Raw genomic sequence first — 23,863 nt, 5'->3', positions numbered from 1 at the left:
CTGATCAGGTAGAATAACTAAACATAACAGCCTTTTGGCAGATGTTTACATCGACACCCTATTGGCGAACTGAACGGGAAGGTATGTGGCATGGCTTTAAAAGTATCTCCTGAAAATACCATCTTTGCCCTGGATATCGGCACCCGTACGGTAATCGGACTGGTAGCCGTCCCCGAAGACGGCCGGTTAAGGCTGGCGGCGCAGCGGCTGGTGGAACACCGCCGGCGAACCATGCTGGACGGGCAGATCCACGACATTCCGGGAGTGGCGGAAGCGGTACGGGCGGTCAAAAAAGATTTGGAAGGAGAACTGGGCTTCCCCTTGCGACATGTGGCCATTGCCGCCGCAGGCCGCTCCCTGATTACCCGGTCCTGCCACATTGAGCAGGAAACCAGCGGCCAGGAAATTGACTGGCCTGAAGTGAACGCCCTGGAACTGGCAGCCATCCAGCAGGCCCACCGGGAACTGGCAGCCGAACCGCCGCCCAACGGACAGGATTTCACGTGCGTAGGTTACAGCATCGTTTCTTATTACCTGGACGGCTACCCCATTTCCAGCCTGGTGGGCCACCGGGGCAAAACCATTGGAGCCGATGTGCTGGCCACTTTTTTGCCCGGCTCGGTGGTCAACAGCCTCTACGCCGTGCTCCAGAGGGTGGAACTGGAGCCTTTAAGCCTCACCCTGGAACCCATTGCCGCCATCGAAGCAGCCATTCCCGAAAACTACCGCCTTTTAAACCTGGCCCTGGTGGATATCGGCGCCGGCACCTCCGATATTGCCATCACCAGGGACGGTGCCATCACCGCCTACGGCATGGTCCCCGTGGCTGGAGACGAAATTACCGAGGAAATTGTCCAGACCTGCCTGGTTGATTTTGACACCGCCGAGCGCATGAAAAGGGAGCTGGTCCGGGGCGAGGATATACGTTACACGGACATCGTGGGCATGGAAAATACCATCTCCTGCCAGGACCTGCTGGCCCGCATCGACCCGGCACTGGAAAGATTGGCCCGGGAAATCAGCACCCAAATCCTGGCCCAAAACGGGGGGCGACCACCCCGTTCGGTATTTTGCGTAGGAGGCGGCGGGCAGGTTCCCGGCTTGACGGAAAAGATTGCCCGGCATCTGGAGCTGGACAAAAACCGGGTGGTCCTGCGGGACCGGCGCAGCCTGGGACAGGTACTCATGGTGGAGGGTAAGGATCAAATTCCCGGGCCGGAAGGGGTGACGGTAGCGGGCATTGCCCTGGTTGCTTTACGCAAACTGGGCCATGATTTTATCCACATCATGGTGAACGGGGTGGAACACCGGCTCTTCAACGCCCGGGAATTTACCGTGGGGAATGTGCTGGCTTTAACCGGCTTTAACCCCCGCCTGCTGATCGGGCAAAACGGGAAAAACCTGGCCTTTACCTTAAACGGCAAGCGCCAGGTCATTTACGGAGGGCTCTCCCAACCGGCCAGGATTCTGGTGAATGACCGGGAAGCCAACATGCAAACCAGGGTGGCCCACGGAGACCGGATTGTGGTCCACCCGGCAGTGAATGGTGAAGATGCCCGGGCCACAGTAGCCGACCTTCTGCCACCCCCGGGCACCATCACCGTTCACGCCAACGGGAGGCCAGTGGAAACAGCGGCCCTTTGTTTAATCAACGGGCAGGTCGCCGAACCATCCCGGGAAATCCCCCTGGATGGTGAAGTGGAAATCTGCGCCGTAAAACCCCTTTTTGAGTGGCTGGCAGAATACCTGGCCGTTCCTCTGGCGGAACTGGGGGCGTGGGAGGTGCTGGTGAACGACCAGGTTGCCCCACCGGCCTACCGCCTGCACGATGGGGACAGGGTGGACTACCGGCCCAGGGATGGGAAAGGCCGCAGTCAGCCGGCAGGGCAAAAGGCCCCGGTCGCTGAGGAGCTCTGGAAACACCAGGATGCCACAGAGATATTTCCCGAAAACCAGGGAATACCCGGAGGTACACTCAGCCCCGGAATCACCCAGGGCATCACCGTCACGGTAAACGGATCTACCGTCAACCTGACGGGGCGTTCCAGTTATATTTTCATCGACATCTTCAATTACATTGACCTGGATCCCAGCGAGCTTAAGCCGCCCATCCGCCTCACCCTCAACGGCAAAGAAGCATCCTTTACCGACGAGTTGCACGACGGGGATATCATTGAAATCGGCGTTTTAAACCGTAAACCGGGCAGCCATAGCCTTTAACTTCTCGGCCATGCTGGAAAGGGTGGCAATGCTGCTGGCGGTTTCCTGCAGCAGGGCGCTTTGCTCTTCGGTGGAGGCGGCGATATTTTGTACCGCCTCCGACACCTGCCGGGAAGCCGTCGCTACATCGGCCACCTGGGAATCCACTTCCTGCACCGCACTTAAAATTTCCTTAAAGGCGGTGCCGGCCTCCTCAACCACCGCCAGGCCCCGGTCCGCCTCCCGGGCCGATCCTTCCATCAGGGCAGTGACCTCGCTGATCTCTTCCCGGATGGCTGACACCAGGTTGCCTATTTCCTCGGCTGAAGAGGCCGATCTCTCCGCCAGCTTGCGCACCTCTTCGGCCACCACGGCAAAGCCCCGGCCGTGTTCCCCGGCCCGGGCGGCTTCAATGGCCGCGTTCAACGCCAGCAGGTTGGTCTGGTCGGCAATGCTGCTGATAATGCCCAGTATTTCCCCGATCTGCTCGGACATCCGGGCAAAACGCTCCACCCGTTCCACCGCCTGGCGTGTGGTATCATGCATGGTACGGATCTGGCGGCTAACCTCATCCATCTTCCGGCCGCCGTCTTCGGCCAGGGAAGCGGCCCGGCCGGCCGTTCGGGCCACCGTTTCCGCCCGCCCGGCCACTTCCTCCACGCTGGCGGAAATCTGAACCGCCGCGCTGGCCGTTTCTGTAGCCCCCTGGGAGATCTGATCCGTGGCGCTGGAAAGCTGCTCGGCCAGCTCCGATGCCTTCCTGGCCTCTTCCGCAACTTCGCCGATCAGGTGGGCCAAGTTTCGGCGCATTTGTTCAAACGAACCGATTAGTTGGCCAATTGCGTCTTTTTCCACCATGTCACCCCGCCTTATAATTCCCGGCTGCAAAAAAGGTCGCCCCCGTCTTTCAAATCACCGCTGGCCACCCGTTCAGCCATCCCGGCCAGGTTTTTTAAAGGAATGGCCAGTACGAAACGAGCCAGCAGGTAGTTGATCTCTCCGACGAGCAGCCCCGCCAGTACACAGGCTCCAAAAAACGACGGCCGGAATACCATTCCGGAGGGCAATCCCAGGGCTACCATAAAAAAAGGGAAAACCGCCCCGATAAGCAATCCCATCACAATCATGGAAAGAAACAACACCCGGAACAAACTGCCCCTCGCGGCCAGGCGGCACAACACCTCACTTTGCAATCCCATGGCAAGCCCCCCTATAGATTATCATCGTTGATCTTCTGCATCTTCATAATAGCTTCCCTGTTCTTCTGGATCAGCCTGTCTACATTGCTGTGCCTCTCGATAATTTCTTTCAGGTGGGGAAACTGCAAAATATGGCTGTAGAAATAATCCACTACCCTGTCGGCTTCTCTAACAAACAGATCCCGGTACCCGGCCATAATCCCCAGGTCTTCCGGTGAGATGGCCAGGTATTGTACCTGGGTTTGCCGTGATTTTTCATGATCAGCCATTACATTCATAGGCTATTCCTCGCTTTTACGTAACTTTTCAGGTCCTGCCCTTCTGCAGCTCCCGGGCTAAAAGGGCGGCCAACTGGGGGTGCTGCTCCTTGATCCGGGCCAGGTAAAGGAAGACGCTGCCCGGGTAGTCGATGGTTTCCTGCAGCAGGGCGCTTTCAAGGGCCGAACGCACCAGGGCAATAACGCAGTCGGGGGAATGGTTATCGCGGCACTGCCGGCACTGGCGGCAGGTTTCAGCAATGGCCCCGGCCACCTGTTCCGGGTAGTAGGGTTTAAAGTCCTGGGTGGGAAGAAGCTTGCTCGCCCCGGGAATATCCAGGAGCTTCTTCTGGGCGGCAAAGCTTAAAACCTTACGGGCGAACCCCACCAGACACTGGGACTCCTTGCAACCGGCGGAATTATATAAATCACAGCCTTGACAGATCCTGTCCAATTGCGCTTCTAAAGCTGCTAAATTTATCTCTTCAACTCTAACCGTGGCCATCTTTCAATTACCACCTCCCCTAACCTTGCAAAAACCTGGCAAATTCAGACGCCTCTTCCCCCGGCGATGCCAGAAGTTCTGCGGGCGGCTGGAACTGCCCCTCCCCGGCCCGGGCCAGGGTTTGACAGAGGCGCTCGTAGGGCTGGGCCAGACTGCGGTAGCGTTCCAGTACAAAATCCAGCAGCCCCAGCACCTGTTCAGCAGTTACTTTGCGCGCAATGGCAATGCCGTGAACCGGTTTAACCGTACCTCCCCGTCCGCCGATGAAAACGTCAAACCGGTCTTGACCCGAAGCCCGAGCACCAAAATCGGCGCACTGGGGGTCCGTGCAGCCCCGGGCACACCCCGCCACGGCAATTTTAAAATCCTTGGGCACCTCCTGCCCCACGTACTTTTCCTGGATCGCGATTCCCAGGCCCAGGGCATCGGCAATGGCCCGCGGGCACAGGGACTCGTTTCCCGGGCAGGCTTTCACCGGTCGCACCACCTTGCCGAAGGGGGCCACCTGCAAACCGAGCGGCTCCAGGGCGGCCACCAGCTTCTCCACATTTTCCTCCGGCAGCAAAACTACCACCGTCTGGCGGGCGGTCATCTTCAGCCGGAACACATTATTTTCCCGGGCTGCCTGGCCCAGGCCAGCCCATTGTTCCGGAGTCATCACGCCGCAAGCGGCCATGATGTCCACAGCAATCAAGCCGTTTCTCTGCTTGAAATACCCTTCACCCATTGGGGGAACACAACCTCCTTTTTATCAATTGATTGAATACTGCTGTCATACCCGCCACAACCTGCTCCTTTTTGTCCAGCGGGTACCTGATTAATGATATTTGCCAGAGCCAGGAATATTCCTTCTTAGAAATAATATTTTTTCTTATTACTAATAAGGTTGCCCCACCCTGATTGATATTTAAAGCTTTAAAGCCGGGCCGGTGCTAAACCGGGCCCGGCTTTAAAGGCGACAGAGCCCCGCTCCACATACTGGGAGCTATAGATTGCTCAAAGCGCGGTTCAGGACATCCAGACGCCGCTTATCACTGTAGTCGTCCACCTCGTCGTAGACCAGAGCCCCGGTGGGGCAGGCCCGGACACAGGCCGGCACCTCTTTTTCGCCCCGGCACTCCCGGTCGCACTTCAGGGCCATGGTGCCCTCAGCATTGCTACGGATCACACCGTACGGGCAGACCATGACGCACATCCAGCAGGCGGTACACTGCTGCTCGCCGCCCACATTGGTCACGGTACCGTCATCCTTCCTGTACATGGCTCCGGCAATGCAGGCGTCGATGCAGGGAGCGTCCTGGCAGTGGCGGCAGTTCAGGGGGGCTCTGTACCCGCCCGCCTGGTGGATGAAAATGCGGGCGCGGGGCCTTTCACCGTTCAACACGGCGCCCAGGAGGCTGCCGGCACCGGAGTGGGCCACGGCACAGGCCAGCTGGCAGGAACGACAGCCCAGGCAGCGTTCGAAACGGACCAGAATTTCCTTAAAACTGGAATTTCCAGCGGGCTCCAATAAAAAAGTAGCAATAAATTGCAAAAACAGTCAATGTAAGACAAACTAAACAATTACCACTTCATCCGGGAATGTAGTTAACCTCTCCAACCCCTCCTCCCCAACCACAAAGGTATTCTCAATACCCACCGCCCCCCGGCCCGGAAAGATAAATTTGGGCTCTATAGCCAGCACCATACCCGCCCGCAGCTTATCCTTCGCCCCCCGGGCCAGCACGGGCAACTCGTTCAATTCCAGGCCGATGCCGTGGCCCACAAAACGCACCTGCTCACCGCAGCCCATGAAGTGTTCCGCCAGGCCGGCGCCGGTAGCCATTTCCAGGGCCAGGTCGTAAAGTTCCCCGCATGTTACTCCCGGCCGGGCCGCCGCCACCAGGGCATTCTGGATGTTTACCGCCGTCTCATGGGCCCTGAGCAGGTCTTCAGGCAGGTACCCCAGGGCAAAAACCCGGGTCATGTCCACCTGGTAGCCGTTGACTACCCCCACATAGTCAACCATCACCGGTTCGCCGGGAGCAAGGCGGTGCCTGCCCACACCAAAGGGAAAAGCCGGCGTAAGGCCGGGCCCGCCCAGGGGGCTGTCAAAGTAACTGGGCACCCCACCGCTGGGCCCCGCCAGGAGGCATCCCCAGAAGAACTCCTGGTTAAATCCCCGCACCCGGATCAGGCCCATATGGCCGGCACAACGGGCTGCCGCCTCCAAGCGGGCGGCCAGCTCAAGCTCGTCCATTCCCTCCCGGAGCATTTCCGGAATCCGGGCAAAGACATTGTCCATCATGACTGCAGACTCTTTTAAAAGACCGATCTCGTACGCCGACTTCACAGCCCGCAGTTCCCTGATCTGGAGCGAGCAGTCAATAATCCGGCCGGGAAAAATTTTTTCGTAGCGGCGATACAGGTTAACCGGCAGCACGTCCAGCTCCATGCCCAGCACCCCGGGCACCGCCAGGCCGCGGGCGGATAACAGTTGGGGAATCTCTTCCAGCCTGCGCAGGGGCACCACTTCCGCCGGCACCAGGGCGGGATCAATGCGCTCTTTGCTCCGCCGGATCATGAAAAGGGCACGCCCCCGGGCCGGGATATAAAGATGGGCGTTCTGGGTGGTGCCGCAAAAATAAACCAGATCCGCTCCCTGCAGGAGCAGGGCGCCATCCATGCCCTGTGCACGCAAAACCTCCTGGAAACGCTTTACCCTGGTTTCCAGCTCCGCCAGGGGAGGATAAGACATAATTTCCACCTTCCTTTTAAAATCTCCGGCCGGTTATCCATTTTCTTGAGAACACCTGAGAATTACCGCGTTTATCACGCCCATTTTATCCCAGGGCACAGTGGTCCCCGGCAGTGACCAGGTCACCCCATATTTCTTCCAACTCTCCCCGGCTGTCAATAAGCACCCCCGCCACATCCCCGTCCAGCATACCCTGCCCGGCCTGCCGGGCAATAATACGCTCTATCTCCGGCCAGGCCATGCCGGGCCGGTACGGGCGGTCCTCCTTCAGGGCCGTAAAGATATCACTTACCGCCATAATCCTGGCCCCCGGGCACAACTGGGAACCGGACAGCCGGAAAGGATATCCCTGGCCATTTATTTTTTCGTGGTGGAAGGCCGCCCAGCGGGCAATCGGCAGTTGGTTGTCGAAGGGCTTGAGCAGCCAGTAAGTATAGTAAGTATGCTGCTTGACACGGTTAAATTCCTTTTCGGTTAAGCGCCCAGGTTTCTCCAGAATATCCTCCGGGACGGTCAACTTGCCCAGGTCATGCAGCAGGCCCGCCACCTCCATCAACAGGCAATCCTCGTCGGACATCCCCATGCGCCGGGCCAGGTAGCGGGCCACCGCAGCCACCCCCCGGGAATGGCGGTGGGTGAAAGGGCTCTTGGCGTCGATGACCCGGGCAAAAAGGCGGGCTATGGAAATGAGATCGGCAAGGTCAATGGTGGAAGCGTGCTCCCCCACCAGTTCCAGCAGGTTTTCGGTCAGGCAGGGAGCGGTAATATCCAGCCAGAAGCTTTCCGCCCTGGCCAGCTGCATAAAAATATCCACCAGGTCGGGATCAAAAACTTTTCCCGCAAGCAGCTGAACCTGCCTGATAATGGACTCTTTTTGATCCAGGACGTACTCCCCGTCGTTCAGTAACACGTCCAGCCGGTCAGCCAGATGAATAATCCGGGCTGCCAGGGGAATACCGGCCTTTATATTCCCGGAAGGATTTCCTCCCTGCCAGCGGTCGTGGTGGGAAAGGATAATTTCAGCGGCAGGCGATAAAACAGCTACATCGGAAATAAACCGGTAACCCCGGTGGCAGTGTTCCCAGGGTTGCTGCACGTCGAAAACTTCCAGGGCATCCTTTTCGGGCCAGGTAACCGCCCCGGCATCGTGAATGATGGCCGCTTTAAAAAGGTCAAAACGTTCATCCCCCGACATGCCCGCCGCTTCACCCAGGCGCAGGGCTATCAGGGCCACCCGCTGGTGATGGCGCATTAAACCCCGGCGGGAGAAATCCAGGGCCAGGGACAGGTTGACGAGCAGCCGGGCCAGGTCTATTACGGGCATGCCAGGTTCCTCCCCCTGAGTTACTGACATCAGTGGCCATTCAATGCAACTATGCTGGGTGAGCAGGGACCCAGCACTCACTGGGATACCAGGTCTTCCTAAAACCGGATGTATCAATTAAACTTGAAACACCAGGAGCGGAGTCACGTTTTAATGAGTGCTGGGCTGTAACCAACAGGGTTCACTGAATATTCGCGTTGCGCTAGGTTAAAAGCTCCTGCACCACCCGTTTCATTTCCTCCGGTGCCACGGTCAAAGTATGGCGCACCGGTTTTTTATCCAGGTCCTTTAACCCTTTGGGTATGGGCAGCCCGGTGGCCCGGGACAGGATCTCGAGCAACTCGAATTCCCCTTTTCCCCGTACCGCCTCTTCCCCCAGGATGGCCGTGGCCACGCTTTGATTGAACTTAAAGGGACTGGCCGTGGAGGCAATCACAGTTTTACCGGTATCCCCGGTAGCCTCGACATAGCGGTCATAAACATACTTGCCCACGGCGGTATGGGTGTCCATCAGGTAACCATACTGCCGGTAAGTATTGCGGATGGTCTCCATGGTGGCCGGGTCACCGGCAAAATCGGACCAGAAAACGGCCTGGATCTTTTCCAGCGTTTCGCCGTCCACCTGGTAGCGCCCTGCAGTTTGCAGCGCCCCCATCCACTCCCGCACCCTCGCGGCATCGCCACCGGTAACCTCATAAAGCAATCGCTCCAGGTTGCTGGAAATGAGGATATCCATGGAAGGGGAGATGGTGCGATAAAATTCCCTGGTGCGGTCGTAGGTGCCCGTGCGGATAAAGTCCGTCAACACATTGTTGCGGTTGGCCGCACAGATAAGCCGTTTGACCGGCAGTCCCATCTGCCGGGCATAAAAGGCGGCCAGGATATTGCCGAAGTTACCTGTAGGCACCACGAAGTTCACGGTTTCACCGGAAGCAATCTCCCCTTTGGCCAGCAGATCCGCATAGGCTGAAAAATAATAAACAATTTGGGGCACCAGTCGCCCCCAGTTAATGGAATTGGCTGAAGAAAAGCGGTAGCCCCGGCGGTCAATGGCCGCATTTACCGCAGGGTCGGTGAAAATTGCCTTCACCCCGCTCTGGGTCTGGTCAAAGTTGCCCTCCACCGCCACCACGTGGACATTGCGGCCCTCCTGGGTGATCATCTGCAGGCGCTGTACTTCACTGACCCCCCGGGCCGGAAAAAAGACAATGATACGGGTACCGGGCACATCCCGGAAACCTTCCAGGGCGGCCTTACCCGTATCGCCGGAGGTGGCCACCAGGATGGCAATTTCCCTATCTTCCCCCGTCTTTTTCACCGCCCGGGGCAAAAACCGGGGCAGTATTTGCAGGGCCATATCCTTGAAGGCGCAGGTGGGGCCGTGCCACAGCTCGAGCACGTACAGGTGTTCATCCAGTTTTTGCAGCGGGGCAACTTCCGGCACGTCAAACTTTTCCCGGTCGTAGGCTCCCTGTACACATTCCCTGATTTCACCGGAGGTGAAGTCAGTCAGAAACAATTGCAGTATGCTTGCCGCCCGTTCCTGGTAAGTCATTCCAGCCATCAAGGCCAGCTCGCCGGCGGTCACAAAGACCGGGCGGTCGGGCACAAACAGCCCCCCGTCGGGAGCAATACCCAGCTTGATGGCTCCGGCGGCACTCACCGGCTGGCTATTTCCCCTGGTACTCTGGTATAACATGGTAGCAACTCCTTGGCATGTAATTCCCAGCTTTATATTAGCTATAGCATCGTTAAAATCCTGCCCCGAAACACCGAGGGTGCAACAGGCTGTTTTAATTAAATTTTACCAGAGAAAAGGAAATTTACCGCTCATGAGGAATACAATACTTTACACGAAAATAAAATACCTATACCTCACCGGGGCCTAAAAACATAACAGGTCGGCCCCACAAATTTAGGAGGTAACGGAATATGTACTTTATCCGTACGGTTACTGTAGCACCCAAACTGCCAGATAAGATCTCCCGCCTGGGTGAGCTGGCCCGGAACCTTTGGTTCAGCTGGAACCCCCAGGCACAGGAACTTTTCCGGCGCATCAACAGTTCCCTTTGGGAGGAAGTAAAACACAACCCCGTCTGTTTCCTGCTCAACGTCAGCCAGGAGCAGCTGGAAAAGGTAGCGAAAAGCGAATCTTTCCTTTTGCTCTACAACCAGGTAATGGAAGACCTGAACCAGTACATGACTGCTCAAACCTGGTTTAATCGTCAATACCCCGAGCACACTAACCACGTTATCGCCTACTTTTCCGCCGAGTTTGGCGTCCATGAATCCCACCCCACCTATTCCGGCGGGCTGGGATTGCTGGCCGGGGATCACTGCAAGTCGGCCAGCGACCTGGGCCTGCCCTTTGTAGGTGTGGGCCTGTTATATAAAAATGGTTACTTCACCCAGCGCATTAACCGGGAGGGCTGGCAGGAAGCCCATTATCCCAGCTTAAATTTTTACCAGATGCCCATCACCCCTGTAACCCATCCCGATGGCAGCACGCTGTATGTTCCCGTGGAACTACCCGGCCGGACCGTATACCTGAAAATATGGCAGATGCAGGTGGGCCGGGTACACGTTTATCTCCTGGACGCTGATGTGACCCGTAATAACATGGCCGACAGGGCTTTAACCGGCCAGCTCTACGGTGGCGACCGGGAAACACGTATTTGCCAGGAAATCCTGCTGGGCATTGGCGGCGTGCGGGTACTGCGCGCCTTGAACATTCACCCCCTGGCCTGGCATATCAACGAAGGCCACGCCGCCTTCCTGCTTATTGAAAGGATCCGTGAGCTGGTTCAGGCCGGAGTACCGGTAAATGCCGCCGTGGAGGCGGTGCGTGCGGGCACCCTGTTTACCACCCACACCCCCGTTCCGGCCGGACACGATGTTTTCAGCGCCGAGATGATTGACAAGTACTTCAATCACCTGTACGACCAGTTGAACATGGGGCCCGATACCTTTTTAGCCCTGGGCTGGGATGAGGAGCAAAAGGTATTCAATATGACCCTCCTGGCCCTGCGTCTTTCCAGCTACTGCAACGGGGTAAGCAAGCTGCACGGCCAGGTAACCAGGCAAATGTTCCGCCGCTTCTATCCCGGTATACCCATGGAGGAAATTCCTATTTCCTCCATCACCAACGGGGTGCACCTCGGTAGCTGGCTCGCCCCGGAATTGCAGGAACTGTTCGACCGTTACCTGGAAGCCGACTGGCGGCAGAACTGCTGCAACCAGCAAGCCTGGGAACAAGTTTCGGCCATCCCGGCTGAAGAACTGTGGGAGGTACACTGCCGGTTAAAAGAAAAAATGATCCGCATCGCCCGGGACAACCTGCGCGGTCAGCGCCTGCGCAACCAGGAACCGGCGCTGCGTATCCGGGAAGTGGAGCAATACCTGGACCCCAGAATACTGACCATTGGCTTTGCCCGCCGTTTTGCCACCTATAAAAGGGCCAACCTGCTCCTGCGGGACAAGGAGCGCCTGGCCCGGCTGGTAAGCGATCCGGTGCGCCCGATCCAGATCATCTTTGCCGGGAAGGCTCATCCCGCAGATCGCCTGGGGCAGGAGCTGATCAAACAAATTTACGAACTGACCAACCAGGAACCCTTTAAAGGACGGGTGGTCCTTCTGGAAGACTACGACATCGCCCTGGCCCGGTCCCTGCTGCAGGGAGTGGATGTGTGGCTGAACACTCCCCGCCGCCCCCTGGAGGCCAGCGGCACCAGCGGCCAAAAGGCCGCCGTAAACGGGGTAATTCATTGCAGCATCCTTGACGGCTGGTGGCCCGAAGCCTACGATGGGGAAAACGGTTTTGCCGTGGGAGAAACCAGGGAATACCACGATGAAGAAACCCAGGACCGGGATGATGCCTACTCCCTCTTTGCCCTGCTGGAGGAAACCATTATTCCCATGTATTATGACAGGGATCAAAAGGGAATACCCCGGGCCTGGATCGAGCTGATGAAACGATCCCTGCAAACCATACCGCCCTTTTTTAATACAGAACGGATGGTTAAAGAATACTGCCAGCAGTTTTATGTGCCGGCCATGCAGCGGAACCTGCACTTAAGCCGCAATAACTACGAACCTGCACGGCATTTAGCCGCCTTTAAAGAAAGGCTCAAGGAAAACTGGCCCCAGGTGACCATTACGTCCGTGAAGGCCGGGGACACCCAGGCCATGGGGGTAGGGGAACCGCTGCCCATCGAAGCCGTGGTGCAGCTGGGCTCCCTTTCACCGGAAGACGTTACCGTGGAGATAGTCTACGGTACGGTGGACAACCACTGTTTTTATAGCTTTGAACACATGCCCGGCGCTTTTTGTTTATTAAATTCCAATGGACACTTACGTAACATAAAAAACATACCCATGACCATGACAGGACAAACACCCGAAGGGACATACCTTTACAAGGGCAATCTCATCCTGCCCCAGGGAACCGTGGGCTACACCGTCAGGGTCCGCCCGGTTAACGGCGATTTTGCCCACATCTTTGAGTTGCCCCTGGTTACCTGGGCCCCGCATTTTTAAAAAAGCAGGAAAATGCAAAAGAAAGGTGAAATTTATAATATGGTCTGATCACTAGAAGACAGGAGGTATTGCTGTTATGAACTGGAAAGAGTTGCGGGAAGCGGCCCGGGAAAAACTGAAAGGGTATTGCCGGGTGTGCCCGAGCTGTGATGGCCGTGCCTGTGCCGGAGAAGTCCCGGGCATGGGCGGAACCGGTACGGGAGCATCCTTTAAGGCGAATATAGAAGCCCTGGCCCGTTACCGCTTAAATCTGCGCACGCTTCACGGGGCCAAAAATCCGGATACCAGCCTGACCCTTTTTGGCAAAGAACTGTCCACCCCCATTCTTGCTGCACCCATGACCGGAGTTACCTATAACATGGGGGGTGCCCTTACCGAGCGGGAGTTCATCGGCATGATCATGGCCGGGGCCCGCCAGGCCGGCACCCTGGGCATGTCGGGGGACAGCGGCGACCCGGTATGTTACACCTCCGGACTGGAAGCCATCGCTGCAGAAGGAGGGCACGGTATCCCGGTGATTAAACCCCGGGAGCAACAGGCCGTCATTGAGCGCATACGCCGGGCAGAAGAAGCCGGTGCCCCGGCAGTTGGCGTGGACGTGGACGGCGCGGGCCTTGTGACAATGGCCCTGTTCGGACAACCGGTGGGACCCAAGACAGCTGACGAACTCAAGGAACTGGTCAGTGCCACCCGCCTGCCCTTTATCGTCAAGGGTATTATGACCGTGGACGAAGCCGAACTGGCGGCCGGTGCGGGAGCGGCGGCCATTGTGGTCTCCAACCATGGCGGGCGCATTCTGGACCATACTCCCGGGGCGGCTGAGGTATTACCGGCCATTGCCCGGGCCGTAAAAGGCCGGGTGACCATTCTGGCCGACGGCGGCGTTCGCTCGGGAGCTGACGTGTTGAAACTGCTGGCCCTGGGGGCTGACGCGGTGCTGGTGGGCCGGCCCCTGGTGATCGGAGCCTTTGGCGGCGGCGCCGAAGGGGTAAAGTTTGTCCTGGAGAAACTCACCGGTGAGCTGAAACAGGCCATGATTCTCACCGGATGTGCCTCATTAAGCGACATCGACGAAAGAGTGCTCCGTCCCTATCCGGGAATGGAGTGCTAATGTCGCTCTGGAAAACGCCGTGCCTGAAGCGGGCAAACTGAACATTTATAAGAGTGTGCGCTGGTTCCCGCTCACTGCAGTGCTGCACCTGAGCCTCCCCGGGACCAGCGCACTGTCGTTTCCGACCGTTTTATGCGTTTAGGCCCTTTCCCTGGCCAGAGCTTCTTTAAGCTTGCGGTAGGTCGTGTCCAGGGCTTCGGAAATAACCCGCACATCCCCCAGGACGGGCATGAAGTTGGTGTCTCCGGCCCAGCGGGGCACCACGTGAATATGGAAGTGGCCCGGCACACCGGCGCCGGCAATCCTGCCCAGGTTGACCCCAATGTTGAAGCCGTCGGGGTTAAAGGCCGCCCTCAAAAGGGAAACCACCTGCTGGGTCATTTTGCCCAGTTCCAGCAATTCACCTTCCGTAAGTTCCGTCAATTCCCCCACGTGCCTGTTGGGAGCAATAAGCAGGTGCCCGTTGGTATAGGGATAGAGATTGAGCAAAACAAAGGTCTCCTGTCCCCGCAGGAGCACGTAATTGGCTTCGTCTTCCGTGGACCGTAATTTTTCACAAAAAATACATCCCTCTTCTTTATGCTTGCCGATGTATACCGTTCGCCACGGTGCCCAGATCCGCTCCAAGGTCTTGACTCCTCCCCTTCAGTAGTGGAAATCTGACCTTATCCCCACTTTTCTACTTAGCCTGCTTTGACTCTCGCTCGCTCCGGTGAGCCTCGCAAGCCAGAACAGGTGAAAAATGGGGATACTCCAGTAGTAGAAATTCTCCCCTTTTGATTATGTAGTTTTTCGGTTTTTCGTTCCTCAATTCCTTCCTGGACTGCACATTACCCTTGTTTTCATTTATCCCCTGGAGTAATATGTAATAAAAATTTTGATCTTAAGGAGTTCGACCATGCCTGTATCCCTCCTGGCCAAAAAGCGTGCGGGCGTGGATGTATATCAAACCCTCGCAGGCCACACGGAAGATGCCCTGATTGTCTTGTACCGTTACCTGCGGGAACACCGCCCGGCAGTGCAGAGGTTGGTTGACGAGCAGTATCTGCCTTTAACAGATTTTTGCCAGATCCTTTTTTTCGCCCTGTTTTTACACGATATCGGCAAGGCCACCCGGGAATTTCAAGAACGGCTGGTCAAAGAGGAACTGAGCCGGGAGCTTTCCCATACCTTTTTCAGCCTGCCCCTGGTGGAAACGGATCTGCCGCCGGAGTACAATCTTCTGGTAAGGATACTGGTACTTACCCACCACACCCAGCCTTTCGACCACCTTTATTACAGCTTTGAACTGCTTCCCCGGGTAAACTACTTGACTGAGCAGATAAAAGATTACCTGCAAAGCTACCAGGACCTGTATACTCGTTACTTCAAGGATATCTTTCCCCTTTCCGCCCGGCCGGTTTTCCGCCCTCCTGCTTACATCGCCGAAACCGGCTTAAGAGAAAGGCTGCAGGGGGAAGTAACCCGGCTTCAGCAAGGGGTAAGCCTGTGGGGCAATGCTGCGCGAACCAAGGCCCTGTACTGTTTTGCCATTAACCTTTTAAAGTATTGTGACAGCCAGGCCAGCCGGGCTTTTCACCAGGCCGCCCTGACCGGCGGAACGGTTTGCGGGTCGCTATTAAGAAACGCGGTTAATGCACAGGACAGGAGTTCAGGACCTTATCACCTTGAGTCAGCCTTCGACCGCCCGGCCTTAAACCGGCCGCCTTTTGCCGCTGCGACGGTTAAAGCAACCGGTACGGCGGCCGGTGGCGGGTTTTTGCTGCTCCTGGCACCCCCCGGCTCCGGAAGGATGACGCTGGCCCTGGCCCGGGCCGTGTCCCTGGGCCGGGAAAGATGCCGGGAAAAACTGGTATGGATCTGCCCCGGACAAATCGCCTCCGGCTTTACCCGCCACCAGTTAACCCGCTTCTGGGGCGCGGAACAGGTGGCCCTGGTGCATGCTACGAGCTACTACGGGAATGACCCTTACCTCTGGGGGTTGCCGCAAAACAATTACGGCCGCCCTGACGGTACGGCCACCAATTCCAGGGAAAGCATTTTTGCCTGCCCGGTAACGGTAGCCACCCTGGACCATCTGGTTTTCTCCCTCGTCCACGGTTTACGGCAGGCCGATTATATCCTGGGCAACCTGATGAAAGCGGTAGTGGTCCTGGACGGGCTGCCGGAACCGTCGAGCCCGGCCTTTCATTATACCCTGGACGCCCTGGCCCTGCTGCGGAAAATGGAGATCCCCCATATAATTCTAGAAACGGCACTGGCTCCGGCATTTAAAAAATACCTGGCGGATGCGGGTTATGTGGTGGAAGATCACGTTGCCGGGCACAACAAGCCTCTCTTTGAGTTGATCCGCTGCCAGGGCAGGCAGCCGGAGCTGATCCGGGAATACTACCGCCTGGGTCTCAGGCAGGTGGTTTATACCCCGTCCGCCCGGGAGGCAAGGCAAATCACCCGCGAACTCAAACCGGCCCTGCCCGGATGCCCGGTTTTTCTTTATCATTCCCTGTTCACCCACGGGGACCGGGACAGGCTGGAAAGAGAAATGCTGTTATTGGGAGGACAACCCGGCCCCTGGCTGTTAATAATTGGTGGGGACATCGATCCAGCGGGACCTCCGGAATGCGATGTCGTGCATACGGGGAGTGCCGGACCCACCAGGTTGTTACGGCACAGTTATCCCCTCTGGCGCAGGGACACTGGCCCGCAATGTCTTGAGGACAAGAACAACGGCTGCCGTGGGCCGGGGGTACTGGTGCTTCACTCTTCCTCCAGCAGAAATGAACCAGAAAGCCATAGCTTTAACCCGGCTCTCACTCAACCCCTTTCCGTCACTCCGGGCTACCTGGAAGCCATCCTGGAAGAGGAATATGCGCGGAATAAACACATTCCCACCAATCTGGAGGAAATATTCCGCGCCTGTACGCTGTTCGGCTATTCACCCCGGGAGGTGCGCTACGCCGCATCCCCCCTGGTAAACCTGTGGCAACCCCGGGAGCGGTTAATAGACGTAATCCCGGCTGAATTGTGGCAGGAGGAACTTCTTGCCATACCGGCTGCCATGGGGGAGCGTAAAATGAAGGTACCCGCAGAATGGTACTCCCGCCATCCCCAATTATTTTCTATCCTGGACAGCCCCCGGGAGAAGATCATCCTTTGTCACCTTGCATATGACCAGGAACGCGGGCTGGAATTGCCGGAAAACGGATGATTATGGAGGTGCAGCATATGATTCTGGTTACCGGAGCTACCGGGCTGGTGGGCCGGCACATTGTCCCGGCACTGTTGCAGGCGGGTTACCGGGTGCGCTGCCTGGTGAGGGACAGGGAAAAGGCCCGCACCCTGCTGGGTAACGAGCCCGAGTTCTACACTGGAGACGTTACCGGCCCGGCTTCCCTGGATGAAGCCTGCCGCGGCGCTGAGGCAGTGGTCCATCTGGTGGCGGTAATCCGGGAAAAGGGACCGGTTACCTTTGAGAGCATCAACGTCCAGGGCACGCGCAACATGGTTGCCGCCGCCGAAAGGGCCGGCTGCCGGCGTTTCGTCCATATGAGTGCCCTGGGTGTGCGCCCGGACCCGGCCTACCGCTACGCCTATTCCAAGTGGCTGGGTGAAGAAGCCGTGCGCCGGAGCAGCCTGGCCTGGACCATCTTCCGTCCTTCAGTGCTCTACGGCCGGGGCTTCGGCTTTTTTGACCGCATGGACCAGTCCTTAAGGATGAGCCCTCCACCCTTTGCTCCGGTCCCCGCCGCATCCTCCCGCTTTCAACCCCTGGCTGCCGAAGACCTGGCCTGCTGCGTCGTCCTTGCTCTAAACAACCCGGCGTCTATAGGACAAACCTACGAAATCGGCGGGCCGGAGCACCTGACCTACGGCCAGATGCTGGATATCTGGCTGGCCAGCCAGGGCCGGCGGCGGGTCAAACTGCCCGTCCCCCTGACCCTGATGCGCCTTGTGGTCCCGGTGATGGAGCGCCTGCTGCCCGATCCGCCGGTAACTTCCGTAGAGTTAAAGCAAATGGAGCTGGACAATGTGACCGACCTGGATGCAGTAGAAAAACATTTCGGGTTTAAACCCAGGACCCTGGCGCAGGGGCTGGCGGAGCTGAAATAGCCCATGTATTTCTCACCCAGCCTAACTTTTTCTCCGGCGTTTGGCGGCCAGGAGCCTGGCGGCGGTGTCTTGTGGTGAATCTGGTTGGACAGGTCCGGCACCCCGGCCGGCTCTTTGTTCTTGAAGCGAACCGGTTTCCTCCCCACCGCCTGCCCTGCCCGCCACCGGGTGTGTTTCTGCCGCTTCACTTCCTGCCTTTCCGCCACCGTCTGTTTGACTACCGGTAACCGTCCTACCCCTCCTGCCGACCCGGAAACCCAGCTTTTCTATAGTGGCCAGGGTGCGGCCGGTCCAGGCGGGAGCAGGCGTTTTTACGCCACTGCCGATGCCGGAACCATTCCGGCCATATTTACCAGGGAAACGGTTATGGCTACCCGCAGTTTTGCCGTGAACGAACATTTCTTTCCACGGGCAGCGCCCGTTCCACCGGGGTACCGGCGTAACCGCCGGGACCATAGGAGTCGGGTCCGCCCACCATAACCAGGCCGCCACCCCCGTCCCGCACATAGGTTTCAATCTCCTGCATGGTTTTTTCTCCCAGACTGAAAGCAGGCACGTCAACCAGAAACACCGCCTGGTAACGGGCCCAGGCGGCCAATCCCCCGGGCACGCTTTCCGGGGTTACCACCGTAACCTCTACTTTTCCGGCGCTGCGCAGCGAGCGGACCAGGGTAACAGTCTCTTTTATATCAGGGCTCACCACCAGGACGTGGGGCGGCCCACTAACCTGTTGCACCGCACCGGCCCGGTTATTGGCCGTAAAAACATCCCGGGCGGGATCGGCGGCCACCAGGCGGGCATGGTAGCTGTGCAGGCCGGCACTGCCCGCATCAACGGAGAGGCTGATGCGGTTTTCCCCCGCCCGCAGCTGCACCTCCCGGGAGGCCACCATCATCCCGTCCCGGTCTATATAAAGGGTGGCCCGGGTGTCCCTGTTGGCAGTAACCACCACTTCCAGGGCCGTCTTTTCGCCCACCCGGGCCCGGAGAGGGACTTTTAAAGCTTCCACACGCACGTCCGGACCGGCAGGACCTCCCAGAGGCACCACATCCACCCGCACTCCTTCTTCCCGCAGCTGGCGGGCCGCCGCCACGGCATCACCCCCGGTATCCCGCCCGTCGGACAACAATACCACCCGCCGCCGGGCATCTTCGGGGAAAAGGGCCCCGGCCAGGCGCAGGGCTTCTCCCACCCGGCTGCCCGCCACGCCGGGATCGGTCCCCAGCTGGTGAAACACCGGCCGGAGTCCCGGGGGTTCTTCCACCAGTGCCCGCTGGCCAAAGGCAACCACGCCGGCCAGGGCGGAAGCCGGCCTGGCCTCCAGCGCTTCCCGGATCCACTGTTCTCCCTGGCTTCTGGCCGGCCCCACGCTGGCCGAAGCGTCCAGGGCCATAATTACCGCCTGCCGCTGCACCGGCATAACCAGGTGCGGCCCCGCCAGCACGGCCACAAGGAGGATCAGGATGGCAAAACGAAAAGCGACCCGGAAAATTTCCCGCCGCCAGGGCCCCCGTCCGGCCAGCCGGGCCATCTGCAGCCAGGGCAGGCGCAGGTACCAGGCGGCGGCCAGAATTACCGGCAGGGCCAGCCACCATAAAGGTTCGGTAAAACTAATGCCCACGGCTGGCCACCCCCCACTCCACCAGCACCACCGCCAGGGCCAGAGCACTCAACAAGCCCGCCAGGGATCGGGGCCGGGGCCGCGGGGCGGTGGAGGTTACCTCCTCCCCCTGCTGGGAACGGGGGTCCCGCACGCGCAGATCCGATTCCCGGGGATGGTATCCGTTTACGGCCACCAGACGGCTGATCTGGTGGCCGGGATAATCCCCATCCCCGCAGCTTTCCACGATGCGGTACAGGCCCGGCGCAGAGGGAATCCAGGGAGCAGGCGGGAAGGGTGGGGCAAGCACCACCCGAGCACCAGGCTTGCCATCATCTAAATTGTTCTCATTGGGAACACTGGAAAGGGAAGCTCCCCGGAAAAAAACTGCTTCCGGTGAAACCGGCTCCACCTCTATACCCCGGGCCAGAGGTAAAGCGGCCACCTCTACCTCCTGACCCGGGTAAACCTGTGCCGGCAGCTCCAGGTCAGGAGGTGCCAGCCAGGCCATCGTGTTATGCAGGAGAACGGGAAAGGCCGGACGCAGGGGGAGATCGGAATCATGCAAATCAAATCCCCAGACCACCAGGCGTTTTCCCTGCCCCTGACCGTGGGCCAGCACCGTTTTCCCGGCCGCCTTTACGTCGGCGGCCCAGCCGCTGCCCGGTTCCAGGTCGCGGGCAGAGGCAATATGCACCTGGGAAAGATCCACATAGTGGAGGATGGCACTTCCTTCCATTCCCGCCAGAGCCGGAGGATGAAATTTGCCACCCACTTTTAATCCGGCCACCTCCCCCGCCGGGGGATTTACAAAAAGCGCCGCCCCCGGCGGCAAGGGGGAATTAAGGCCGTCCAGCACGGTAATCTCGTAGTTGTAAGCTCCGCCCAAAAGGGATGGGTATTCTTGAGGGGTGCATTTATATACCTCAACGCCCGGCAATACACCCAGCGCCCGTTCCAGGAAGATATTTCCCCGGCTGACCAGCAAAACCCGCACGCGGTGTTTGTTTTCGGGCACCGCCCAGGCCTGGTTGTCCAGGGCCAGGTGATCCATCCCGGCATCATCTACGGCCAGGCGTGCCGCCACCGGCACCCCGGCAGGTAAATCGGGCCACAGCAGGTGGGTGCTTTCCCCCGGCCCCAGGTGCCATTTCCGGGCCTGCATTTCCTGGCGGCCTGCACTCAGGTAAACCTGGCCGGAAGCCGCCCGCCCGCCATGGTTAACAACCGTTACCTGGGCTGCCTGGCCTTCTCCGGCCGGGCGAAGCTGCAAACCGGCCAGGGCCACATTGGCCGCCCCATCCTTACCCACGGTGACCAGTTCCAGATCCCCGGCATTGTCCACCGGAGCCAGACCGCCGTCACTCACCAGGACTATCCGGGGCCGGTCCTGCTGGCGGCCCAGTGCCCGGGCCAGGGAAAGGGCCGGCCCCAGGTCCCCCGGATAACAGGACGGCTTGAGCCCCTGCAGCGCCCGGTGCACCTGCCGGGAATCGGCAGCCTCACGCACCACCATCCGGGGCTGCCGGTCAAAGGCAATAACCGTCATGGTAGCCCCCTTCTCCAGGCTATCGGCCAGGGCCTCCACTTCCCGCAATGCCCGGGAAAAGCGGGTCTGCCCTAAATCGGTAGCGTTCATACTGGCCGAGGCATCAAGAAGTACTATGACGCTTTTGGAAGGTGAACCCCAGTACCACACCGGCGCTGCAGCCCCCAGGGTCAGGGATGCGGCCGCCAGCAGCTGCAGCCACAATAACAACCGGGGTTTCAGCCGCTGCCAGGGGCGGCTGGCCTCTATACTGGACGGCGCTGCCTGCCAGAAAAGGGTGCTGGGAACAATCATTTCCCTGCGCCGGGGTCGCAATATGTACAGGGCCACTATGGCCGGCAAAGTCAGGCCCACCCACAGGAAAAGGGGGTGTAAAAAGCTCAAACAAATCGCCTCCGGTTTCAACCGTCTGCAGAAAATATCCCGGATAACCCAAAAGCTCCGGCAGGGAGTAGATTAACATGACCGATCCGCCAACCAAAGTTAGTACATTGCTTGCTACGGCAGGCATTCCCTACTGCTTGATCGCGGGTGCAATACCCCTGCCCGGGTCAAGGTAATGAAGAAGGTGCCGGCGGCCTCTCACCGCTGTCCACCATCACCCGCCGGGCTCCCCAGCGCCGGCACAGGTCGTCCAGTTGCCCCATATGGTTTTCCAGGCGCCGCCGGTATGCCAGGAGCAACGCGGGGGTTACGGATATTTCCACCCGGTCCCCGCTCTCGGCATCCACCAGCGCCCATTCCCCTTCCAAAACTGGCTGCCGCTCCTGGGGTGCCATGATGTGCAGGAGCGTCGTTTCCAAACCGTAACCCGCAGCCAGGCGCAGGGTCTTTTCCACCTTCTCCAGATCCAGCAGGTCGGAAAAAACGTACAGGCTGCCCGTACGGGGTGCCATGGCTAAAGCGGCACGCAGGTCCCCGGCCAGGTCGGAAACGCCTCCAAAAGTCAATCCCTCCAGAAACTGCAGCAGGCGAAAAATACTCCCCCGCCCTCCCAGAGGGGCTAAGAGGGCTGTTTGGCTCCCACCGGCCGCGGCGGCCAAACGGTCATGGCCCGCCAGGGCGCATATCCCCAGCCCGGCAGCCACCCGCAGGGCGCAGCGCCCTTTGTGGGCCTCCCCGCCGTAATCCATGGAGGCACTGGTATCCACCAGCAGCAGGACGCAGTCCTGCCGCTCATCAAGAAACTCCTTGACGTACAATCGACCCAGCCGGGCATAGGCCTTCCAGTCCACCCGGCGGGGTTCGTCTCCGGGCGTATACTGGCGGTAGTCGGCAAATTCCACCGCGCCCCCCTTACGGTGGGAACGCCGGCCCCCGCCGGGTTCACCCCCGGCGGGGCGGTAACGCACCAGGCGGTAGCCTTCCAGGCGGGCCACCAGGCCGGGCTCTAGCAAGTACCTGCCGGGAGCCGGGTCAGGGTTATGAGAATGATTTTGGAATTTCATAAATCCTCCGCCATTATAACGTCACGATATCGCCGGCACCGTAGCCAGTATCTCGACAACCAGGTCATCGGCCGTAACTCCTTCCGCGGCCGCTTCGAAGCCCAGGATCAAACGGTGGCGCAGGGCGGCCGGTGCCACCCGCTGTACATCCCGGTAAACCACCTGGGGGCGACCGTCCCGCAGGGCCTCGGCCCGGGCTCCCAGGATCAAGGCCTGCAACCCCCGGGGACTGGAACCGTACCGGACATAACGGCGCACCCGCTCGGGGGCGTGGGGGTTTTCGGGTTGGGTTGCCAGCACCAGTCGCACCGCGTAGTTCATTATGTCTTCAACCACCACCACGTGCCGTACCAGCCCCAGCCACTCCAGGAGTTCGTGGGGCTCAAGCAGCGCCGGTACCGGGGGCTCCACGGCACCGGTGGTCCGGGCGGCAATGACCGCCAGCTCTTCGGCCGTGGGGTAGGGTACGTTAACTTTAAATAAAAACCGGTCCAGCTGGGCTTCAGGGAGGGGATAGGTTCCCTCCATCTCCAGCGGGTTCTGGGTGGCCAGTACAAAGAAAGGATTGGGCAGGGGATAGCTCGTCCCCCCCACGGTTACCGTGCGTTCCTGCATGGCTTCCAGTAACGCGCTCTGGGTTTTGGGAGTAGCCCGGTTTATTTCATCGGCCAGCACAATGTTGGCGAAGATTGGTCCGGGCACAAAACGAAAAGGCCCGCCGCTACCCCGCTCCTCAAAGACCATGGTGCCGGTGATGTCCGCCGGCATCAGGTCGGGAGTGAACTGGATGCGCCGGAAGGTAAGACCGGTCACCTGGCCGATGGTCCGCACCAGCACCGTCTTACCCAAACCCGGTATGCCTTCCAGGAGCACGTGTCCCCCGGCCAGAAGGGCAATCAATACCTGGTGGACCACCTCCTGCTGCCCCACAATCACCCGTCCGATGGCTTCCTGCACTTCACCCAGCCGGCGGGTAACCTCATGTAAACGGCGGGTAATCTCCGCGCCTTCCGGTGCCGGAAGGCCGGCGCCCCCTGTACCTGCCGGTCCATAGTCCCTTTCTTTATTGTTTACGGCCATAAAATCATCCTTTACTTTGAGATGCTTTCTTCTTTACCTTAATATGACGACGGGCAGGCCCATTTGGTTCCCACCAGGGGTTATTTTTTTGTTTTTGGGGAACTTTTTGCAGGGTCAATCCGTCCTGAATATAGAGGGATGAAGTCCAAAAACCCGCACAAAGAATACGGGTGTCGGAACAACGGTTTACGTTTCCCTGCCTTTAGAA

At 58.9% G+C, this 23,863-nt stretch carries 20 protein-coding genes; 5 read left to right on the top strand and 15 right to left on the bottom strand.

Going from position 1 to position 23,863, the window contains the following annotated elements:
• Positions 1-90: 90 nt before the first annotated feature.
• On the top strand, positions 91-2,220 hold the full coding sequence (locus tag D7024_RS03810) for a cell division protein FtsA (RefSeq protein ID WP_121450597.1): 2,130 nt from the start codon (positions 91-93) through the stop codon (positions 2,218-2,220).
• Here D7024_RS03810 and D7024_RS03805 read toward each other — a convergent pair.
• The 9 genes from D7024_RS03805 to thrC all read right to left on the bottom strand — a co-directional run bounded on the left by D7024_RS03805 (position 2,188) and on the right by thrC (position 9,920).
• Positions 2,188-3,057, bottom strand: coding sequence for a methyl-accepting chemotaxis protein (locus D7024_RS03805; RefSeq protein ID WP_125185615.1), 870 nt, complete (start codon positions 3,055-3,057; stop codon positions 2,188-2,190). The two genes, D7024_RS03810 and D7024_RS03805, sit on opposite strands and share 33 nt — an antisense overlap.
• A gap of 11 nt (positions 3,058-3,068) precedes the next feature.
• Positions 3,069-3,398: a hypothetical protein gene (locus D7024_RS03800; protein WP_121450595.1), complete on the bottom strand. Its 330-nt coding sequence runs from the start codon at positions 3,396-3,398 to the stop codon at positions 3,069-3,071.
• 11 nt (positions 3,399-3,409) lie between these two features.
• On the bottom strand, positions 3,410-3,676 hold the full coding sequence (locus D7024_RS03795; protein WP_243113683.1) for a protoglobin domain-containing protein: 267 nt from the start codon (positions 3,674-3,676) through the stop codon (positions 3,410-3,412).
• A 28-nt stretch (positions 3,677-3,704) separates the two neighbouring features.
• Positions 3,705-4,160: a hypothetical protein gene (locus tag D7024_RS03790; RefSeq protein WP_121450594.1), complete on the bottom strand. Its 456-nt coding sequence runs from the start codon at positions 4,158-4,160 to the stop codon at positions 3,705-3,707.
• A gap of 19 nt (positions 4,161-4,179) precedes the next feature.
• Complete coding sequence (locus D7024_RS03785; RefSeq protein ID WP_121450593.1) at positions 4,180-4,887, bottom strand: ferredoxin-like domain-containing protein; 708 nt, start codon at positions 4,885-4,887, stop codon at positions 4,180-4,182.
• 258 nt (positions 4,888-5,145) lie between these two features.
• Complete coding sequence (locus D7024_RS03780; RefSeq protein ID WP_243113682.1) at positions 5,146-5,694, bottom strand: 4Fe-4S dicluster domain-containing protein; 549 nt, start codon at positions 5,692-5,694, stop codon at positions 5,146-5,148.
• A 21-nt stretch (positions 5,695-5,715) separates the two neighbouring features.
• Positions 5,716-6,897: a M24 family metallopeptidase gene (locus tag D7024_RS03775; protein ID WP_121450592.1), complete on the bottom strand. Its 1,182-nt coding sequence runs from the start codon at positions 6,895-6,897 to the stop codon at positions 5,716-5,718.
• Positions 6,898-6,982: 85 nt separating this feature from the next.
• The gene (locus D7024_RS03770) at positions 6,983-8,221 is read right to left on the bottom strand and encodes an HD-GYP domain-containing protein (protein ID WP_121450591.1); all 1,239 of its coding nucleotides are present in this window, start codon (positions 8,219-8,221) and stop codon (positions 6,983-6,985) included.
• Between the two features lie 202 nt (positions 8,222-8,423).
• On the bottom strand, positions 8,424-9,920 hold the full coding sequence (gene thrC, locus D7024_RS03765) for a threonine synthase (RefSeq protein ID WP_121450590.1): 1,497 nt from the start codon (positions 9,918-9,920) through the stop codon (positions 8,424-8,426).
• 233 nt (positions 9,921-10,153) lie between these two features.
• On the opposite strand from thrC, the gene glgP reads away from it, so the two are divergent.
• On the top strand, positions 10,154-12,757 hold the full coding sequence (gene glgP, locus D7024_RS03760) for an alpha-glucan family phosphorylase (protein WP_121450589.1): 2,604 nt from the start codon (positions 10,154-10,156) through the stop codon (positions 12,755-12,757).
• 76 nt (positions 12,758-12,833) lie between these two features.
• Complete coding sequence (locus D7024_RS03755) at positions 12,834-13,868, top strand: alpha-hydroxy-acid oxidizing protein (RefSeq protein WP_121450588.1); 1,035 nt, start codon at positions 12,834-12,836, stop codon at positions 13,866-13,868.
• Between the two features lie 138 nt (positions 13,869-14,006).
• Here the strand turns inward: D7024_RS03755 and D7024_RS03750 are convergent, their stop codons facing one another.
• A complete protein-coding gene (locus D7024_RS03750) occupies positions 14,007-14,495 on the bottom strand; it encodes an HIT family protein (protein ID WP_121450587.1) in 489 nt (162 codons plus the stop codon).
• A gap of 271 nt (positions 14,496-14,766) precedes the next feature.
• Here D7024_RS03750 and D7024_RS03745 point away from each other — a divergent pair, with 271 nt between their 5' ends.
• The gene (locus tag D7024_RS03745) at positions 14,767-17,076 is read left to right on the top strand and encodes a CRISPR-associated endonuclease Cas3'' (protein WP_121450586.1); all 2,310 of its coding nucleotides are present in this window, start codon (positions 14,767-14,769) and stop codon (positions 17,074-17,076) included.
• 17 nt (positions 17,077-17,093) lie between these two features.
• Complete coding sequence (locus D7024_RS03740; protein WP_121450585.1) at positions 17,094-17,978, top strand: SDR family oxidoreductase; 885 nt, start codon at positions 17,094-17,096, stop codon at positions 17,976-17,978.
• Between the two features lie 21 nt (positions 17,979-17,999).
• Here D7024_RS03740 and D7024_RS03735 read toward each other — a convergent pair whose 3' ends face one another.
• The 5 genes from D7024_RS03735 to D7024_RS03715 form a co-directional block, all read right to left on the bottom strand.
• On the bottom strand, positions 18,000-18,377 hold the full coding sequence (locus D7024_RS03735) for a hypothetical protein (RefSeq protein ID WP_121450584.1): 378 nt from the start codon (positions 18,375-18,377) through the stop codon (positions 18,000-18,002).
• Positions 18,349-19,599, bottom strand: coding sequence for a vWA domain-containing protein (locus D7024_RS03730; protein ID WP_121450583.1), 1,251 nt, complete (start codon positions 19,597-19,599; stop codon positions 18,349-18,351). The genes D7024_RS03735 and D7024_RS03730 overlap by 29 nt, the downstream gene beginning before the upstream one ends.
• On the bottom strand, positions 19,589-21,511 hold the full coding sequence (locus D7024_RS03725) for a vWA domain-containing protein (RefSeq protein WP_125185614.1): 1,923 nt from the start codon (positions 21,509-21,511) through the stop codon (positions 19,589-19,591). Before D7024_RS03725 ends, D7024_RS03730 begins: the two co-directional genes overlap by 11 nt.
• A 167-nt stretch (positions 21,512-21,678) precedes the next feature.
• Positions 21,679-22,575 carry a DUF58 domain-containing protein gene (locus tag D7024_RS03720; protein ID WP_121450581.1) on the bottom strand — a complete coding sequence of 299 codons (897 nt, stop codon included), beginning with the start codon at positions 22,573-22,575 and terminating at the stop codon, positions 21,679-21,681.
• 21 nt (positions 22,576-22,596) lie between these two features.
• Positions 22,597-23,655 (bottom strand): AAA family ATPase, encoded by a 1,059-nt coding sequence (locus D7024_RS03715; protein WP_121450580.1) that lies wholly within the window; start codon positions 23,653-23,655, stop codon positions 22,597-22,599.
• Positions 23,656-23,863: the final 208 nt, after the last annotated feature.

This window comes from Desulfofundulus salinus (assembly GCF_003627965.1).
Taxonomy (GTDB): domain Bacteria; phylum Bacillota; class Desulfotomaculia; order Desulfotomaculales; family Desulfovirgulaceae; genus Desulfofundulus; species Desulfofundulus salinus.
This window is presented reverse-complemented; position numbering and strand designations above follow the sequence as displayed.

Bases quoted from the DNA above. Each gene is read 5' to 3' on its own strand.
- D7024_RS03800 (WP_121450595.1), bottom strand. From the start codon at position 3,398: ATGGGATTGCAAAGTGAGGTGTTGTGCCGCCTGGCCGCGAGGGGCAGT.
- D7024_RS03745 (WP_121450586.1), top strand. From the start codon at position 14,767: ATGCCTGTATCCCTCCTGGCCAAAAAGCGTGCGGGCGTGGATGTATAT.
- D7024_RS03775 (WP_121450592.1), bottom strand. From the start codon at position 6,897: ATGTCTTATCCTCCCCTGGCGGAGCTGGAAACCAGGGTAAAGCGTTTC.
- D7024_RS03715 (WP_121450580.1), bottom strand. From the start codon at position 23,655: ATGGCCGTAAACAATAAAGAAAGGGACTATGGACCGGCAGGTACAGGG.
- D7024_RS03805 (WP_125185615.1), bottom strand. From the start codon at position 3,057: ATGGTGGAAAAAGACGCAATTGGCCAACTAATCGGTTCGTTTGAACAA.
- thrC (WP_121450590.1), bottom strand. From the start codon at position 9,920: ATGTTATACCAGAGTACCAGGGGAAATAGCCAGCCGGTGAGTGCCGCC.
- D7024_RS03770 (WP_121450591.1), bottom strand. From the start codon at position 8,221: ATGCCCGTAATAGACCTGGCCCGGCTGCTCGTCAACCTGTCCCTGGCC.
- D7024_RS03740 (WP_121450585.1), top strand. From the start codon at position 17,094: ATGATTCTGGTTACCGGAGCTACCGGGCTGGTGGGCCGGCACATTGTC.
- D7024_RS03790 (WP_121450594.1), bottom strand. From the start codon at position 4,160: ATGGCCACGGTTAGAGTTGAAGAGATAAATTTAGCAGCTTTAGAAGCG.
- glgP (WP_121450589.1), top strand. From the start codon at position 10,154: ATGTACTTTATCCGTACGGTTACTGTAGCACCCAAACTGCCAGATAAG.
- D7024_RS03720 (WP_121450581.1), bottom strand. From the start codon at position 22,575: ATGAAATTCCAAAATCATTCTCATAACCCTGACCCGGCTCCCGGCAGG.
- D7024_RS03735 (WP_121450584.1), bottom strand. From the start codon at position 18,377: ATGTTCGTTCACGGCAAAACTGCGGGTAGCCATAACCGTTTCCCTGGT.
- D7024_RS03795 (WP_243113683.1), bottom strand. From the start codon at position 3,676: ATGAATGTAATGGCTGATCATGAAAAATCACGGCAAACCCAGGTACAA.
- D7024_RS03755 (WP_121450588.1), top strand. From the start codon at position 12,834: ATGAACTGGAAAGAGTTGCGGGAAGCGGCCCGGGAAAAACTGAAAGGG.
- D7024_RS03810 (WP_121450597.1), top strand. From the start codon at position 91: ATGGCTTTAAAAGTATCTCCTGAAAATACCATCTTTGCCCTGGATATC.
- D7024_RS03785 (WP_121450593.1), bottom strand. From the start codon at position 4,887: ATGGGTGAAGGGTATTTCAAGCAGAGAAACGGCTTGATTGCTGTGGAC.